We start from the raw sequence: 15,056 nt of genomic DNA on the forward strand, positions 1-15,056 counted from the left end.
TCCCCGATGCGTGCCCTACTCGTGCTCTTCAGTCTGTTGCTGCCGTTGTTGCTGTCGCCCGCCCAGGCCGCGGACAAACTCGCCGTAGTCACCAGCTTCAGCATCCTCGCCGACATCACCCGCCAGGTCGGCGGCGAGCACATCCAGATCACCGACATGGTCGGCCCGGACGCCGACGCCCACACCTACGAACCGACACCGGACGATGCCAAGGCCCTGCTCAAGGCCCGGTTGATCATCAAGAATGGCCTGGGTTTCGAACCCTGGCTGGATCGCCTGGTGGCCAGCACCGGCACCCGGGCCACGGTGATCACCGCCAGTCGCGGGGTGATTCCGCGCTCGCTGGATGAGGATGGCGAGACCGTGCCCGACCCGCACGCCTGGCACAACCTGGCGAACGCCGAACTCTATGTGGGCAACATCACCAAGGCGCTGGTGGCCGCCGACCCGGCGAACAAAGCTGATTACGAACGCAACAGCCAGGCCTACCTGAAACGGATCTACGCGCTGCTGGCCGAGGCCAAGGCCAAGTTCGGCGCGCTGCCGCCGGGCAATCGCAAGATCGTCACCTCCCACGACGCCTTCGGTTACCTGGGACAGGCCTACGGCATCGACTTTATGGCCCCGCAAGGCCTGTCCACCGAGCGCGAACCCTCGGCCGCCGAAGTCGCGGCGCTGATCACCCAGATCCGCAACGCCAGGGTCAAGGCGGTGTTCATGGAAAACATCAAGGACGCGCGCCTGCTCAAGCAGATCGCCGACGAAAGCGGCGCCCACATCGGCGGCACCCTGTACTCCGACGCCCTCGCCGCCAAGGGGCCAGCCAGCACTTTCACCGGGTTGTTCGAATACAACCTGAACACCCTGTACGACGCCCTGAGCCAGCCATGAACAAGCGCCCTCCACTGTCGATGCTCGACCTGGAAAGCGCGCCCCTGGGCAGCGTTTGGCCGCTCACCGGAGTGCTCGATGCGCTGCCGTGGAACGCCGACGGCCTGATCGCCGCCATCGCCCAACAGCACGACAGCGGCGAGGTGCTGATGCTGGCCTGGATGAACCGCAAGGCGCTGGCCGAGACCCTGGCCAGCGGGCAGGTCTGCTACTGGTCGCGCTCGCGCCGGCAACTGTGGCACAAGGGCGAAAGCTCGGGGCATCGCCAGCGCCTGCTCGAAGCGCGCCTGGACTGCGACGGCGACGCCGTCCTGCTGCTGGTGGACCAGCAAGGTCCGGCCTGCCACACCGGGCGCCCCAACTGTTTCTACAACGCTATTCGCAACGGCGCGGTGCAGGTCATCAGCGCGCCGCTACAGGAAACCCCAGCATGATTCGCAAGAACCCCTCCGGCGATCTGCCGGTCATCGCCGAGTCGGCCTATGTCGACAAGACCGCCATCATCTGCGGCAAGGTGGTGATCGGCGAGAACGTATTCGTCGGCCCCTACGCGGTGATCCGTGCCGACGAAGTCAACGAACAAGGCGCCATGGACCCGATCGTCATCGGCGCCAATTCGAACATCCAGGACGGCGTGGTGATCCACTCCAAATCCGGCGCGGCGGTGACCATCGGCGAGTTCACCTCCATCGCCCACCGCTCCATCGTCCATGGCCCGTGCACGGTCGGCGACCGGGTCTTCATCGGCTTCAACAGCGTGCTGTTCAACTGCGCGGTCGGCAACGGCAGCGTGGTGCGGCACAACTCGGTGGTCGATGGCCGCGACCTGCCGCAAGGCTTCTACGTGCCCTCCACCACCCGTATCGGGCCCAATACCGACCTCTCGCAGTTCCCGCCGGTCAGCGTCAGCGCCTCGGAGTTTTCCGAAGACGTGGCGCGCACCAACGTCGATCTGGTGCGCGGTTACAAAGCCCTGCAGAACGAGTTCTGAACATGAGCAGCGTGCTGATTCGCAACGCCCGGCTGGTCAATGAAGGACGCGAGTTCGACGCCGACCTTCTTGTGGACCATGGGCGCATCGTCAAGATCGCCAGCAGCATCCAAGGCGAGAACGCCCGCACCGAGATCGATGCCCAGGGCCAGTGGCTGCTGCCGGGAATGATCGACGACCAAGTGCATTTTCGCGATCCCGGCGCGCCGGAGAAAGGCAGCTTCCACAGCGAGTCGCGGGCGGCCGTGGCGGGGGGCATCACCAGTTTCATGGACATGCCCAACACCCAGCCCGCGACCCTGACCCTGGCCGCGCTGGAGGACAAGAAACGCCGGGCGGCGATCCACTCGGTGGCCAACTATGGCTTTCACTTCGGCGTCAGCCGCGACAACCTCGACACCGTCGCCGCTCTCGATCCGTGCCTGGTGGCCGGGGTCAAAGTGTTCATGGGCGCCTCCACCGGCAACATGCTGGTGGACGATCCGCAGGTCCTGGAGCGGTTGTTCGCCGAGGTGCCGACCATTCTCCTGGCGCACTGCGAACACACGCCCAGCATCCAGGCCAACGAGCGGCGCATGCAGGAGCGTTTCGGCGAAGCGATTCCCGCCGTGGCCCACCCGCTAATCCGCGATGCCGAAGCCTGCTATCGCTCCTCGTCGCTGGCCGTGGACCTGGCCAAGCGTCACGGTACGCGCCTGCATGTCTTGCACCTGACCACTGCCCGCGAACTGGAACTGTTCGAAGACCAGCCCCTGGCGCAAAAGCGCATCACCGCCGAAGTCTGCCTGCACCACCTGCTGTTCGACGACCGTGATTACGCGCGCCTCAAGCACCTGATCAAATGCAACCCAGCGATCAAGACCCGCGCCGACCGCGACGCCCTGCGCCAGGCCTTGCTCGGCAACCGCCTGGATGTGATCGGCAGCGATCACGCGCCGCACACCTGGGCACAGAAACAGCTGCCCTACCGCCAGGCGCCTTCCGGGCTGCCGCTGGTGCAACACGCCCTGCCCGCCCTGCTGGAACTGGTGGCCGATGGCGTGCTGCCCATCACCACCCTGGTGGAGAAAACCAGCCACCGGGCCGCCGACCTGTTCGCCATTCCCGATCGCGGCTACCTGCGCGAAGGCTACTGGGCCGACCTGGTGCTGATCAGGCCCGAGCCCGAGGGCCTCGCCGTGGCCCAGCAACCGATCCTCGCCCAGTGCGGCTGGACGCCCTTCGCCGAACAGCATTTCCGGCACAGCGTCGACACCACCCTGGTGTCGGGGCAACTGGCCTGGCACGCCGGGCGCCTGTACGACAACTGCCAGGGCCTGCCGCTGCGTTTTACCCGCTGATCCCTTCCCTGAATCCCTCCCCTGGAACACCAAGGAACACCCGATGATTCACATCACCCTGCCCGACGGCTCACAACGTGAGTACGACCAGCCGCTTTCCGTGTACGAGGTGGCCGCAAGCATCGGTCTCGGCCTGGCCAGGGCGGCTGTTGCCGGCCGGGTGAACGATCGACTGGTGGATTGCTCCTTTATGCTCGAGGGCGATGCCCGGGTCAGCATCGTCACCGCCCGCGAGCCCGAGGGCCTGGAGATCCTGCGTCACTCCTGCGCGCATCTTCTGGCCATGGCGGTGAAGGAGTTGTACCCCTCGGCCCAGGTCACTATCGGCCCGGTGATCGAGGACGGCTTCTTTTACGACTTCGCCTACGAACGGCCCTTTACCCCCGACGACCTGCAGCGCATCGAAGCGCGCATGACCCGCCTGGCCGCGACCAACCATGCGGTGCACCGGCGCGAGCTGAGCCATGACGGCGCCCTGGAATACTTCGCCAGCCTGGGCGAGCACTACAAGGCCGAGCTGATCCACGACATCCCGCAGGACCAGGTGCTGTCGTTGTACCGCCAGGGCGATTTCGAAGACCTGTGCCGAGGCCCCCACGTGCCATTCACTGGAATCCTCCAGGCGTTCAAGCTGACCAAGGTCGCCGGCGCCTACTGGCGCGGCGACGCCAGGAACGCCCCGCTGCAACGGATCTACGGCACCTGCTGGGCCACCCAGAAAGACCTCAAGGATTACCTGACCCGCCTGGAAGAAGCTGGCAAGCGCGACCACCGCAAGCTCGGGCAACAACTGGACCTGTTCCACTTCGACGACTGCGCACCGGGCTCGGTGTTCTGGCACGCCAAGGGCTGGACCCTGTTCCAGCAACTGATCGGCTACATGCGCCGGCGCCAGGACCAGGCCGGCTATCAGGAAGTGAACACCCCGGACGTGATGGATCGCAGCCTCTGGGAAACCTCCGGGCACTGGCAGAACTACCGCGACCATATGTTCAGCACCACCACCGAAGACCAGCGGGTGTTCGCCCTCAAGCCGATGAACTGCCCCGGCGCGGTGTCGATCTTCAGTCGCGGCCTGAAAAGCTACCGCGACCTGCCGCTGCGCATCGCCGAGTTCGGCAAGGTGCATCGCTACGAACCCTCCGGCGCGTTGCACGGGTTGCTGCGGGTGCGCCACTTCACCCAGGACGACGCGCACATCTTCTGCACCCCGGCGCAGATGCAGGCGGAATGCGCGAGCACCATCGCCCTGGTCTTCGACATCTATCGCGACTTCGGCTTCCACGACGTCGCGGTCAAGCTCTCCACCCGGCCGGCTCATCGCATCGGCAGCGACGCGCTGTGGGACCAGCTGGAAGGCGCCTTGTCCGGCGCCCTGGAAACGATGGCGATCGACTACCGGATCAACCCCGGCGAAGGCGCGTTCTACGGCCCGAAACTGGAGTTCGTGCTGCGCGACGCCATCGGCCGTGACTGGCAATGCGGCACCCTGCAGGTCGATCTCAACCTGCCGGAACGCTTCGAGATCAGCTACATCGACGAGCACGGCGAACGCCAGCGTCCGGTGATGCTGCATCGCGCGCTGTTCGGTTCCCTGGAGCGTTTTATCGGCATCCTCATCGAGCATTACAGCGGCGCCCTGCCCTGCTGGCTGGCGCCGCGGCAGGCGGTGGTGATCAACATCAGCGAAAGTCAGGCGGACTACGCCCGGTCGGTGGCCGACAGCCTGTCGCGCCAGGGCCTGCGAGCCAGCGCCGACCTGCGCAACGAGAAGATCAGCTACAAGATCCGCGAGCACAGCCTGCAAAAGGTGCCGTACCTGCTGGTGGTGGGCGACAAGGAAAAGGACGGGGGATTTGTCAGCTTGCGCAGCCGCCATGGCGAGGACCTGGGGCGGTGGGCGGTGAGCGAGGTGATGGAGCGCTTACGGGTGGAGTTGTAGCGACAGACGCCATCGCGAGCAAGCTCGCTCCTACAGGTTTAATACGATCCCCTGTAGGAGCGAGCTTGCTCGCGATGCTCTTAGGCTCTTGGCTTGACCGTCCCGCAATCCTGCCCCAGCCACACCGCACGAGTATCCATGCTGCCCTTCTGCTGGAAGCCGGTGGCATTGAAGGTGCCGATGACGTTGGTGGTGAACTCACGATCGCTGAGGAATTTCGCCACGCCCGAGCCCTGGGCTTTCGGGCAGCTGAAGCGGAATTTCCACTGGTTGGAGGTGCGGTCGGTGACCTCCTGGCGGCAACCCGATTGCGGGTCCTGTAGCGGGATGGTGTCGGACTTCACCTGCTCCGGCGTCAGGCACACGCGGATGCCCTTGCCGCCCATGGTCACGCCCTGCTTCTCCAACTGCGCCCGTTGCTCGGGCGTCAGCTGTTGTTGCAACTGACCGAGAATCAACGACAGGTCCGGCAGGCTCTGGTCATCGACTTTCATGTTGCTGGTGGTCAGTTCCCACAGGCCCGGTTGCAGCATCTGGGCCTGCGCGGCCAGCGGAAGCGAGACAACGGCAGCCATGGCCAAACCCAGTAGACGAAGCTTCATCGAATGACTCCTAGACAGTAGTGGCCGTTAGACGCCAGAAATGCAGCGGCGTTGCATGGCGAATTAATTAGCGACAATCATGCTCGAACATGGTCTGTTAGGGTCTGCAACGAAGAGTTGGCGAGCAAGGTCGAGCCTGTTTGCACGTAGCGCCGAAGGCGCCCGGCGCGCCGCTTTTCATACGGACCCCAGCATTGAATCTTCAGGAGCAAGGCTGTCCCCATGGATTATTTTGGCCCACATATTTTTGGCTATCTGATTGCCACCCTGCACTTTCTCGGCCTGATCGCCGCCATCCACGCCGTGCTGACCGTCAGGACCGCCCAAGGCTCCATCGCCTGGGCCCTGTCGCTGTTGTTCATGCCGTACCTGACCCTTATCCCTTATCTGGTGTTCGGCCGCAGCACCTTCGATGCCTATATCAAGGCCCGGCGCCAGGCCAACCTGGAGATGCGCAAGGCGATCAACGAGCTGAACTGGCGCCCCTGGATCGAGGAGGCCCTGAGCGCCCGCGCCTCCGCCGCCTACACCTCGCTGCGGGCCATGCCCAAGCTGGGCCGCATGCCCTGCCTGGCCAGCAACCATGTACAACTGCTGGTCAACGGCGATGCCACCTTCGCCGCAATTTTCGCGGCCATCGAACGCGCCCGCACAGCAGTGCTGATCCAGTTCTTCATCATCCACGACGACGACCTTGGCCGACGCCTGCAAGCGCTGCTGCTGAAAAAGGCTGGCGAAGGCGTGGCGATCCACCTGCTCTACGACCGCATCGGCAGCCATTCCCTGCCCCACTCCTATGTGCAGCCACTGCGCGATGCCGGCATCCAGGTGCATGCCTTCGCCACCCGCAGCGGCTGGCTCAACCGCTTCCAGATCAACTTTCGCAATCACCGCAAGATAGTGGTGGTGGATGGCCTGCTGGGGTTTGTCGGCGGGCATAACGTGGGCGACGAATACCTGGGGAAAAAACCGCCGCTGGCGCCCTGGCGCGATACCCATGTTTCGGTCAGCGGTCCGGTGGTGGCCTGCCTGCAGGAATCCTTCGCCGAAGACTGGTTCTGGGCCTCGCGGCAATTGCCGCCGCTGATCCTGCCGGACACCTACCCCGACGACGGCGTGCTGTGCCAGGTGCTGGCCAGCGGCCCGGCGGACCCTTATGAAACCTGCTCGCTGTTTTTCGTCGAAGCCATCCACGCGGCGACCGAACGGGTGTGGATCACCAGCCCCTATTTCGTCCCCGACGAGGCCGTGTTCGCCGCCTTGCGCCTGGCCGCCCTGCGCGGGGTGGATGTGCGCATCCTCCTGCCGTCGCGCGCGGACCACCGGATCGTCTACGCGGCATCCAGCCTGTACGCCTTCGAAGCCGTACGCGCCGGGGTGCGGGTGTTCCGTTACCAGCCGGGTTTCCTGCACCAGAAAGTGGTGCTGATCGACAGCGAAATCAGCGCGATCGGCAGCGCCAACCTGGACAACCGCTCGTTCCGCCTGAATTTCGAGGTGATGTTGCTGACCGTGGACGAAGCCTTCGCCAGGGAGGTGGAACAGATGCTCAACCTCGACTTCGAGCGTTCCCGCGAAATCGCCAAAGAAGAAAGCCGGGAAACCCACCGCCTGCAACAACTTGGCATGCGGGTCGCCCGGCTTATTTCACCGATTCTTTAGCGTCGGTGTTTCACGAGTAATACAGGTCGTCGCGAGTCCAGGGCAGCTCATGACTGCCATCGGCGTGAGCCTTGACCGCGAGAATCTGGTGCAGGTTGATCCAGCCGCGGGCGAAGGCGTAGGCACAGCCGGCCAGGTACAGGCGCCAGATGCGCAAGGCCTGTTCCGGCACCAGCCGGGAGGCGGCTTCCAGGTTGTCTTCCAGGCGCTCGCTCCAGTGGTCCAGGGTGCGGGCGTAATGCAGGCGCAGGCTTTCCACGTCGACGATCTCCAGCCCCGCTTCGCTGATCTCGGCCGAGATCATCGCCAGGTGCGGCAGCTCGCCGTTGGGGAACACATACTTCTCGATAAAGTCGCCGGCTCCACGGCCCACGGGACGTCCATCGGTGTGCTTGGCGGTGATCCCGTGGTTCATCACCAGGCCGCCTTCGCGCACCGCGCCGAACAGTGTCTTGCAGTACTGCGCCAGGTTGGCGTGACCCACGTGCTCGAACATGCCGACGCTCACCACCTTGTCGAAACGGCCGTCCTGGGGCAGGTCGCGGTAGTCCAACAGTTGCAGTTCCACCTGGTCCTGCAAGCCTTCGGCGGCCACCCGCTCCCTGGCCAGCGCCAGCTGTTCCTTGCTCAGGGTGATTCCGAAGACCTTGGCCCCGAATTCTCGCGCCGCATACCGCGCCAGCCCGCCCCAGCCGCAACCGACATCCAGCAGGTATTCGCCGGGCTGCAAGCGCAACTTGCGGCACAGGTGGCGAAACTTGGCCTGTTGGGCCTGTTCCAGGCTTTCACTGCCGGTCTCGAAATAGGCACAGGAATAGGCCATGTCGCTGTCGAGCCACAGCTGGTAGAAGTCGTTGGAAAGGTCGTAGTGGTAGGAGATGGCGGCCGCATCGGTGGCCTTGTCGTGCAGGGAACGTACCGGCAGCGCTTCTTCCTCGCCGTCCAGCAGCGCCTGGCTCAGTTCATCGCAAACCCGAATGACTTCGCTGATAGAGCCTTCCAGCTCAAGTTTGCCCTCGACGAACGCCGCCCCCAGCGCGTCGAGAGTGGGATGGGCGAGCTGGGTGACCAGTTGCGGGTCCTTGACCACAATAGTGACGCTGGGCGCCGGCCCCAGGTTGAACTCATGGCCATCCCAGAGTCGCAGGCGTAGCGGTAGTTGCAGATTCTGTAAGGCCGGTGGAAGTTGCGCGAGCATGGATAATCCCCCTTGTTTCAGACGTCTGAGTGAGGTTAGACCATACTGAAAAATTAGCAGGCTATCGATCTGATAGCTGAAATTCATCAGTGCCGGCAGTGCCACAATCCCTGCTGAACAGCCAGCCGACCGTCCCGGAAGCTGGACCCTCTTCACAGATGACCGCCAAGCGGGCGCACAGTTCGACTTGGTTTAATTCTAGCTCCAGACGCTCAAACCCGCGCTTTTCCGCCCCGGCCCACGCCCCTACAACTTGAGCAATGGCTCCTGGAAACGCAGCAAACGCCCGGCATTGCCCAGCACCAGCAAGGTGCTGAGGTTATGCAGCAGCGCCGCGATCATCGCCCCCGCCGCGCCAAGCCAGCCGAACGCGGCAAAGGCGACGATGGCCAGGGTCCAGCCCAGGCCGATGATCACATTGACCTGCAGGGTCTGGCGGCACTGGCGGCTCAGCCGCACACAGGTGCCGAGGCGCCGCAGGTCGCTGCCGATCAGCACGATATCGGCCGACGCCAGGGCAATATCCGCCCCGCCCGCGCCCATGGCCACACCGACCACGCCAGCCTTGAGCGCCAGGGAATCGTTGATCCCGTCGCCCACCACCATCGGCCGGAAACCGCTGTCGATTTCCCCCAGCACGCACTTGAGTTTGTCTTCCGGCAACGCCTGGGCCTCGACATCGCCGATACCGACATCCCGCGCCAGGCTGTCGGCCACGCTCTGGCGGTCGCCGGTCAGCAACAACTGGCGGCCCAGCCCCAGTTCGCGCAGTTCGTCGAGGGCAAAACGCGCTTCCGGCTTGACGCTGTCGGCCAGCAACAGCCAGGCGAGAAACTCACCGTTCAGCGCCAGCCCGGCAATCGGACCGTCATGTTCGGGCACCGCCGTGGTGACGATGCCGAGCTGGCCGAACAACTCGGGGCGCCCCAGGGCGGCCTCGCCCTGTTCGGTCTGCGCCACCACTCCCAGCCCCTGGCGCTCGCGAATATCCGACAGCACCAGGAAATGCTCCTGGGCCACCAGGCCGGCCAGCGCGCGGCTGACCGGGTGGCTGCTGGCCGAACCGAGGCTCGCCGCCAGGTTCAGCAAAACCTGGCGATCTTCCCGCGGGCTATCGATGGATTGCAGGCGCAAGGTGCCGAAGGTCAGGGTGCCGGTCTTGTCCACCACCAGCGAGGTCAGGTCCGCCAGTTCCTCGAGGAACGCCGAGCTACGAATCAGGATGCCGTGCCGCGCCGCCACGGCGATCCCGGCAATCGCCGTGGCCGGCGCGGACAACACCAGAGCACAGGGACAGGCCGCCACCAGCACCGCGAGCATCGCCTGGGCATCGTGGGTGATGAACCAGGTCACCGCCGCCAGCAGCAACACCAGCACCATGTAGCTGCCGGCGTAACGTTCGAGCAAACGGGTGATCGGCGGCTTGGAACGCTCGGCGCTTTGCATCAGCGCGATGACCTTGCCCAGGGTCGATTCGTGGCCGGTGCGGGTCACTTCCAGGCGTAACAGGCCGTCGAGGTTGATCGCCCCGCCGAACACCTGCATGCCGACATCGGCCTCCAGCGGCACCGACTCGCCAGTGATCGGCGCAGTGTCGAGGCTGGCCTGCCCGGACAGCACCAGGCCGTCGGCGGGCACCCGGTCGCCGGCGCGCACTTCGACGATATCGCCGGCCTTGAGCGTGGCGTTGTCCACTTCCAGAATGCTGCCGTCGGCCTGCACTCGTCGCGCATGGCTGCGGGTCAAGCGGCCCAGGGCATGAATGGCTTCCTGGGAGCCGATGACGCTGCGCTCTTCCAGCACGTGGCCGAAGATCATGATGATCGGCAACAGCGCCGCGGTCAGCAGGTCGCCGGTGGCCCAGGCGCCGAGCATGGCCAGGGCGATCAACTGATCGGTGATGCCATGCAGGCTCGGGTAGCGCAGGCTGTACCAGGCCGAACGCATCACCGGCAGCGCCACCAGCAACGAGGCGAACCCCAGCAGCAACTGGCTGACGCCGGTCTGCTCCGGGGCCAGCCAGCGCCAGACCAGGCCCAGGCCGAGCAGCCCCAACGCGAGCATGGCCAGGGTCAGCTGGCGCGCGGCGCTGCGTTGTTCGGCAGAGGTGAGCATGCTCGCCGGCGCGGCGGCATGGGTGTGAACAGTCATGGTTGGGCTCCCTGAATGATCAGGCGGGAATCGTCTTTGGGATTGACCGTGGTCACCGAGCCGGCCTGCCCAAGGATCTTCGGCAAGCGCTCACGGTAGATACGCAGGAGCATTTCCGGGTCGGTGCCATTGCGTTGCGCCTGGGCCAGGCCCTGGATGGTCGCGGTATCGGCCTGGGCCTTGGCCAGGCGTTCACCGGCCTGGGCGTGCGCCACCTGCAAGGTGCGGTCGGCCTGTTCGTTGGCGGTTTGCGTGAGCTTTTCGGCTTCGGTGCGGGCGTTGGCCACCGCCTTGTCGGCCTGCTGGCTGGCAGTCAGTACCGCATTGAAGGCGCTGACCGCGGGCCCCGGCAAACTGGACTGGACGTCGACCCGGGTCACTTCGATACCGATTCCCTGCCCGGTCGCCGCCAGATCCGCCAGTCGCTGGTTGATGCCTTGCACCAGATCACCGCGCAGCCGTTCGCGACGCTCGGCGGCCTGGTTGTCGGCCCCGATCAGTTCCGGACGCGCCACCAAAATGGTGTCCAGATCGCGGGCGGCGGTCAGGGCCAGGGTACTGCGAGTCACCAGCCGATCCAGCGCCGGCAATACATGCTCGCCCTGCAATACAAAGGCATAAGGCTCGGTGACCTTGTAGAACACCCGCACATCCAGCTGCACCACCCCAGCGTCGCCAGTCAGCAAGTAACCGGAGCCAGCCAGGGCATCGCTCAGGGGCACGGCGAAACTGGCCACCTTGTCACCCTTTAAGGCCGCATCGGAACGCAACAGGCTTTCCACCCGGCGTTCGATCACCCGGTCTGCGGCAGGCAACAGCACCACCTGTTCGAACGGCTGCGGCCAGGCCAGTAACAAGCCGGCGTTCTGGATGCGATCCAGGGCACCGAAATGCAGGACCACCGCGCGATTCTGTGGATCGATCTGCCGCACATTGGAAAACGCCCAAGCCACGGCTGCCAGCACGGTCACCGCATACAGGGCGAGAAACGCCAGGCGACCGGCCTGAATCCATGGGCTGCCCAGTTCATGTGTTCCACGTGGAACCAAACTCATGGTTGCGACCCGGCGGCTTTATTGCCGAGCGTCGGCGGCCCGTCCACCAGCACCCGGAACGGCGCGGCATCGGTGCGCAGAATCAGCTTGGTGCCCGGGGTCACCACAGTGCCCAAGGTGTCCAGCGAACGCAGCAGGTTGTACAGCTGCGGCGAACCGGCGTAGGCGCGGCCGTAGATCTCCGCCGCCTGCACCCGCGATTGCGCTTCAATGTCCGCGGCTTTCACCGTGGCATCAGCCTGGACGATGCGCGCATCGCGCTCGGCGGCGGAACGAATTTGCGCCGCTTCGCGCTTGCCGATGGCCGTACGTTCGGTGGCGATGGTTTCACGCTCGGCGCGCATACGGTCGACGGTGGCGGTCAGGGTCACTGAGGGCAGCGTCAGACGTTCCACGCCGACTTGCAGCACGCGCACGCCGTAAGTGCTCAGCAACTGCTGTTCGATCTGTTTGCGCAATTGGGCTTCGAAGTCGGCGATGCGCACCTTGCTGGCATCGGTGTTCACCAGATTGGCCAGGTCGAAACTGCTGGCGGTGGTTTCCAGGGCCGAGCCGACAAAGGTGCGGATCTGCCGCGCCGCTTCGTCCGGCTGGTTCTGCACCGCGCGCATAAAGCGCTTCACGTTGTCCGCATCGCCCTGCACCTGCCACGCCACATAGGCCTGGACGATGATGCGCAGACCGTCGCGGGTGCCGACATCCTGCAAACCGCTGGAGGTGGTGCGCAGGCGCAGGTCCACCGGGATCGCCGCCTCGAACGGTGCCGGCCAGCGCCAGCCGAGGCCCGGCTCCAGCAGCACCCGCGCCGGGTTGCCGAAACGGGTAATCACCGTGGCTTCGCCGGAGCGCACTTGCACCAGGCTTGCCGCGGCGACGGCGAACAACACCAGCAACAGCGCCCAGGCCATGCGCCGCCAGGGAAAGGGCCCCGCCTCTTCCGGCGCGCCGTGGTGGTGATGATGTCCGTGGTGATGGCCGCCGTGGCCGTGATCGTGGCCGGCGTGATCCTGATGATCGTGGGAATGGGACTGGCTCAATGGACGGCTCCTGGCTGAGCGGTGTTACCCGGTACCGAAGGCTCGGTCGGCAAAGTGAATGTACGCAGGTCGAGGGTCGGTGCGTTGGCGCCGCCCAGGCGATGATCGAGCACCAGCAACTTGGCGTTGCGCAGGCCCTGGCTCAGCTGGCTCAAATACTGCTCCAGCACGAATGCCTGGCCGGCGCTGGCATAGGCCTTTTGCTCGGCGCTGAACCGCAGGTCGGCCGCTTGCGCCGTGGCCTGCACTTCATGGGCCGTGGCCTGGGCCTGATCGCGGGCGATGCTGGCCTGCAATTGCGCCTGGTTGGTCTGCTCGCTGGCCGCGCCACGCTCGCGGGAGATCAGCGCCTGGGCGCCGATCTGCGCAGCCTGGACGCCGTGATAAGCATTGGCGGCGCCGGCCGGCGGGTGAATGGCCTCGACCACGGTGGCGAGAATCTCCACCCCGCTGTCGAGTTTCTCCAGGTCGGCCTGCACCGCGCGGCCGATATCCTCGGCCAGGTTGGTACGGTCTTCGCCCAGCAGGCCGTCGAGGGTACGCGAGGCGAAGTCGTGGACCAGGATGCGGCTGGCGGTGCTGCGGATCAGCATCGGAATATCAGCGCTGTTGTAAGTCGCCGCCAGCGCCGCCTGATCGCTCAGGCCGATGCGATAGACGAAGCGCACGTCCATGTTGACGATCTGGAAGCTCTGCTTGTCGGCGGCGCCGCTGGCAATCACCTGGGACTTGTCGTTGACATGGCTGGCGTCCCACAAGCGGTTGGCTACCAGTGGCGGCGGCCCTTCGGCGGAGGCCGGTTCGATCACATTGGGCGCTTCGCCGACGCTGGTGGCCAGCTCGTGCACCACGCCGTTCTCGACACTCAGCACCCGGCCCAGCGGCCAGGGCAGGCCCGCGTGCAAACCCGGGCCAAAGACCGCCACCGGCTTGCCGAAACGCTCGTAGATGCCCCGCCCCTGCAACGGCACTTCATGCAGGCCAGTGAGCAGCCAGCCGACCCCGAGCACCACCAGCAGCACCGGCAGGAACGCGCGGCGCATATAAGTGAAGGCCCAGATCTGCCGCAGGTCGATGCCGAAGCGGTTGTGCAATTCGTGCTGCAAGGCCAGCAAGGGTTGCGGCGGCCAGCGCAGCAGATCGGCAACCACGCTGTGGGCCAGCATGCGCGGCTCCAGTTGCGCGCGACGCGGGCTGAATAACGACAAGACCGCGCGCAGCAGGAACTCCAGGGCCACCAGCGCCGGCAACACGCCGAGCAGCACGCCCAGGCGCACCGGCCAGAGCGCCGTGTCGCTGCTGAACAACAGGCCCAGCGCCGCCAGCACCAGGCTGATGATCGCCACTCGCGCCAACTGCGCCAGCGCCGCGGCTTCCGGCCATTCGCCGGGGTGTTCCTGGCTCAGTTGGCGCTCGAACACCAGCAAGCCGAAGGCCAGCAACAGCGCCAGCACCGCGCCGACATTGCCCGCCAGGCCCAGGCTCGCGGCGGGCAGGCCGAGGTTCCACGCCTGCTCGATCACCAACAGCACCAGCAAGGCCCAACCGCCCAGCCACAAGATCGGCGCGCCGATCTGCGCCAACAAACTGGACCAACGCCGGCTGATGCCCTCCAGCAGCCGCTCGTACCAGCCGTCGTCGGGTAGCGGTTCATCCGCAACCGGCTCCGGGCTCGGCGCCACCTCCGGCGTCCGCAACGCACCCGCGCGCCATGCACTGACCCAGCCCGCCGCCTGCAGGCCGCCGACCAGCACCAGCAACGCTGCGGCCAGATTGACCAGCAACGCCGGCCATAAGGATTGCGGGGCAAACAGGCCGACGAAAAACGCCAACACCAACCCCACCCCGGCCAGCCCCGCCAGCCCGATGCCCCAACGCTTCAGACGGCGTTCGTGAAAGGCCGCCCGCTGAAACCTCGGCAAGGCTTCGACCCCCGCCCCTTCAGTCTCAAGATCGACTTGCATAGCACCCCAACGCTGGTCGTTAACCCATTCCGGCCTGTGGATAACTCTCCGGCAGGCCGCTGTATTTGTCACAAATCGTTACGATATAACGATAGTAGTGAAATTTTCGTCCCTTACCTATGCCTTTATTTGCCATGGGCGCGTCACAAACCCAGGGAAAACCGCTGCTGTGCTGATGCCAGCCCGCGAGATCTGGGGCCATAATCCGTGGCCCACTTTGTGA

The 15,056-nt window shown here is 65.3% G+C and carries 12 protein-coding genes; 6 read left to right on the top strand and 6 right to left on the bottom strand.

Going from position 1 to position 15,056, the window contains the following annotated elements:
- The first annotated feature begins 6 nt into the window (after nucleotides 1-6).
- From BM019_RS25905 to thrS, 5 genes are read left to right on the top strand one after another with little or no spacing between them, the layout of a single operon-like run.
- Nucleotides 7-891, top strand: a complete 885-nt coding sequence (locus BM019_RS25905; RefSeq protein WP_085532708.1) for a metal ABC transporter substrate-binding protein — start codon at nucleotides 7-9, stop codon at nucleotides 889-891.
- Nucleotides 888-1,325: a phosphoribosyl-AMP cyclohydrolase gene (gene hisI, locus BM019_RS25910; protein ID WP_092421398.1), complete on the top strand. Its 438-nt coding sequence runs from the start codon at nucleotides 888-890 to the stop codon at nucleotides 1,323-1,325. Before BM019_RS25905 ends, hisI begins: the two co-directional genes overlap by 4 nt.
- Complete coding sequence (locus BM019_RS25915) at nucleotides 1,322-1,882, top strand: gamma carbonic anhydrase family protein (protein ID WP_053263163.1); 561 nt, start codon at nucleotides 1,322-1,324, stop codon at nucleotides 1,880-1,882. The genes hisI and BM019_RS25915 overlap by 4 nt, the downstream gene beginning before the upstream one ends.
- Nucleotides 1,883-1,884: 2 nt before the next feature.
- Nucleotides 1,885-3,222 (top strand): dihydroorotase, encoded by a 1,338-nt coding sequence (locus tag BM019_RS25920; RefSeq protein ID WP_092421400.1) that lies wholly within the window; start codon nucleotides 1,885-1,887, stop codon nucleotides 3,220-3,222.
- Between the two features lie 43 nt (nucleotides 3,223-3,265).
- Nucleotides 3,266-5,164, top strand: a complete 1,899-nt coding sequence (gene thrS, locus BM019_RS25925; protein WP_092421403.1) for a threonine--tRNA ligase — start codon at nucleotides 3,266-3,268, stop codon at nucleotides 5,162-5,164.
- Between the two features lie 80 nt (nucleotides 5,165-5,244).
- Here the strand turns inward: thrS and BM019_RS25930 are convergent, their stop codons facing one another.
- Complete coding sequence (locus BM019_RS25930; RefSeq protein WP_007927620.1) at nucleotides 5,245-5,766, bottom strand: DUF3617 domain-containing protein; 522 nt, start codon at nucleotides 5,764-5,766, stop codon at nucleotides 5,245-5,247.
- A 222-nt stretch (nucleotides 5,767-5,988) separates the two neighbouring features.
- Here BM019_RS25930 and cls point away from each other — a divergent pair, with 222 nt between their 5' ends.
- Nucleotides 5,989-7,428: a cardiolipin synthase gene (cls, locus tag BM019_RS25935; protein ID WP_092421406.1), complete on the top strand. Its 1,440-nt coding sequence runs from the start codon at nucleotides 5,989-5,991 to the stop codon at nucleotides 7,426-7,428.
- Nucleotides 7,429-7,438: 10 nt separating this feature from the next.
- On the opposite strand, the gene cfaB is transcribed toward cls, so the two are convergent.
- From cfaB to BM019_RS25960, 5 genes are all read right to left on the bottom strand, one after another.
- Nucleotides 7,439-8,626: a C17 cyclopropane fatty acid synthase CfaB gene (cfaB, locus tag BM019_RS25940; protein WP_092421409.1), complete on the bottom strand. Its 1,188-nt coding sequence runs from the start codon at nucleotides 8,624-8,626 to the stop codon at nucleotides 7,439-7,441.
- Nucleotides 8,627-8,872: 246 nt separating this feature from the next.
- On the bottom strand, nucleotides 8,873-10,777 hold the full coding sequence (locus BM019_RS25945) for a cation-translocating P-type ATPase (protein ID WP_092421412.1): 1,905 nt from the start codon (nucleotides 10,775-10,777) through the stop codon (nucleotides 8,873-8,875).
- Nucleotides 10,774-11,832 (bottom strand): protease modulator HflK, encoded by a 1,059-nt coding sequence (locus tag BM019_RS25950; protein WP_092421415.1) that lies wholly within the window; start codon nucleotides 11,830-11,832, stop codon nucleotides 10,774-10,776. Before BM019_RS25950 ends, BM019_RS25945 begins: the two co-directional genes overlap by 4 nt.
- A complete protein-coding gene (locus BM019_RS25955; RefSeq protein ID WP_092421418.1) occupies nucleotides 11,829-12,869 on the bottom strand; it encodes a protease modulator HflC in 1,041 nt (346 codons plus the stop codon). The genes BM019_RS25950 and BM019_RS25955 overlap by 4 nt, the downstream gene beginning before the upstream one ends.
- Complete coding sequence (locus tag BM019_RS25960) at nucleotides 12,866-14,833, bottom strand: protease modulator HflK (protein WP_092421421.1); 1,968 nt, start codon at nucleotides 14,831-14,833, stop codon at nucleotides 12,866-12,868. Before BM019_RS25960 ends, BM019_RS25955 begins: the two co-directional genes overlap by 4 nt.
- Between the last annotated feature and the right edge of the window lie 223 nt (nucleotides 14,834-15,056).

Source organism: Pseudomonas sp. NFPP07, from assembly GCF_900115645.1.
In the GTDB taxonomy this organism is placed as follows: domain Bacteria; phylum Pseudomonadota; class Gammaproteobacteria; order Pseudomonadales; family Pseudomonadaceae; genus Aquipseudomonas; species Aquipseudomonas chlororaphis.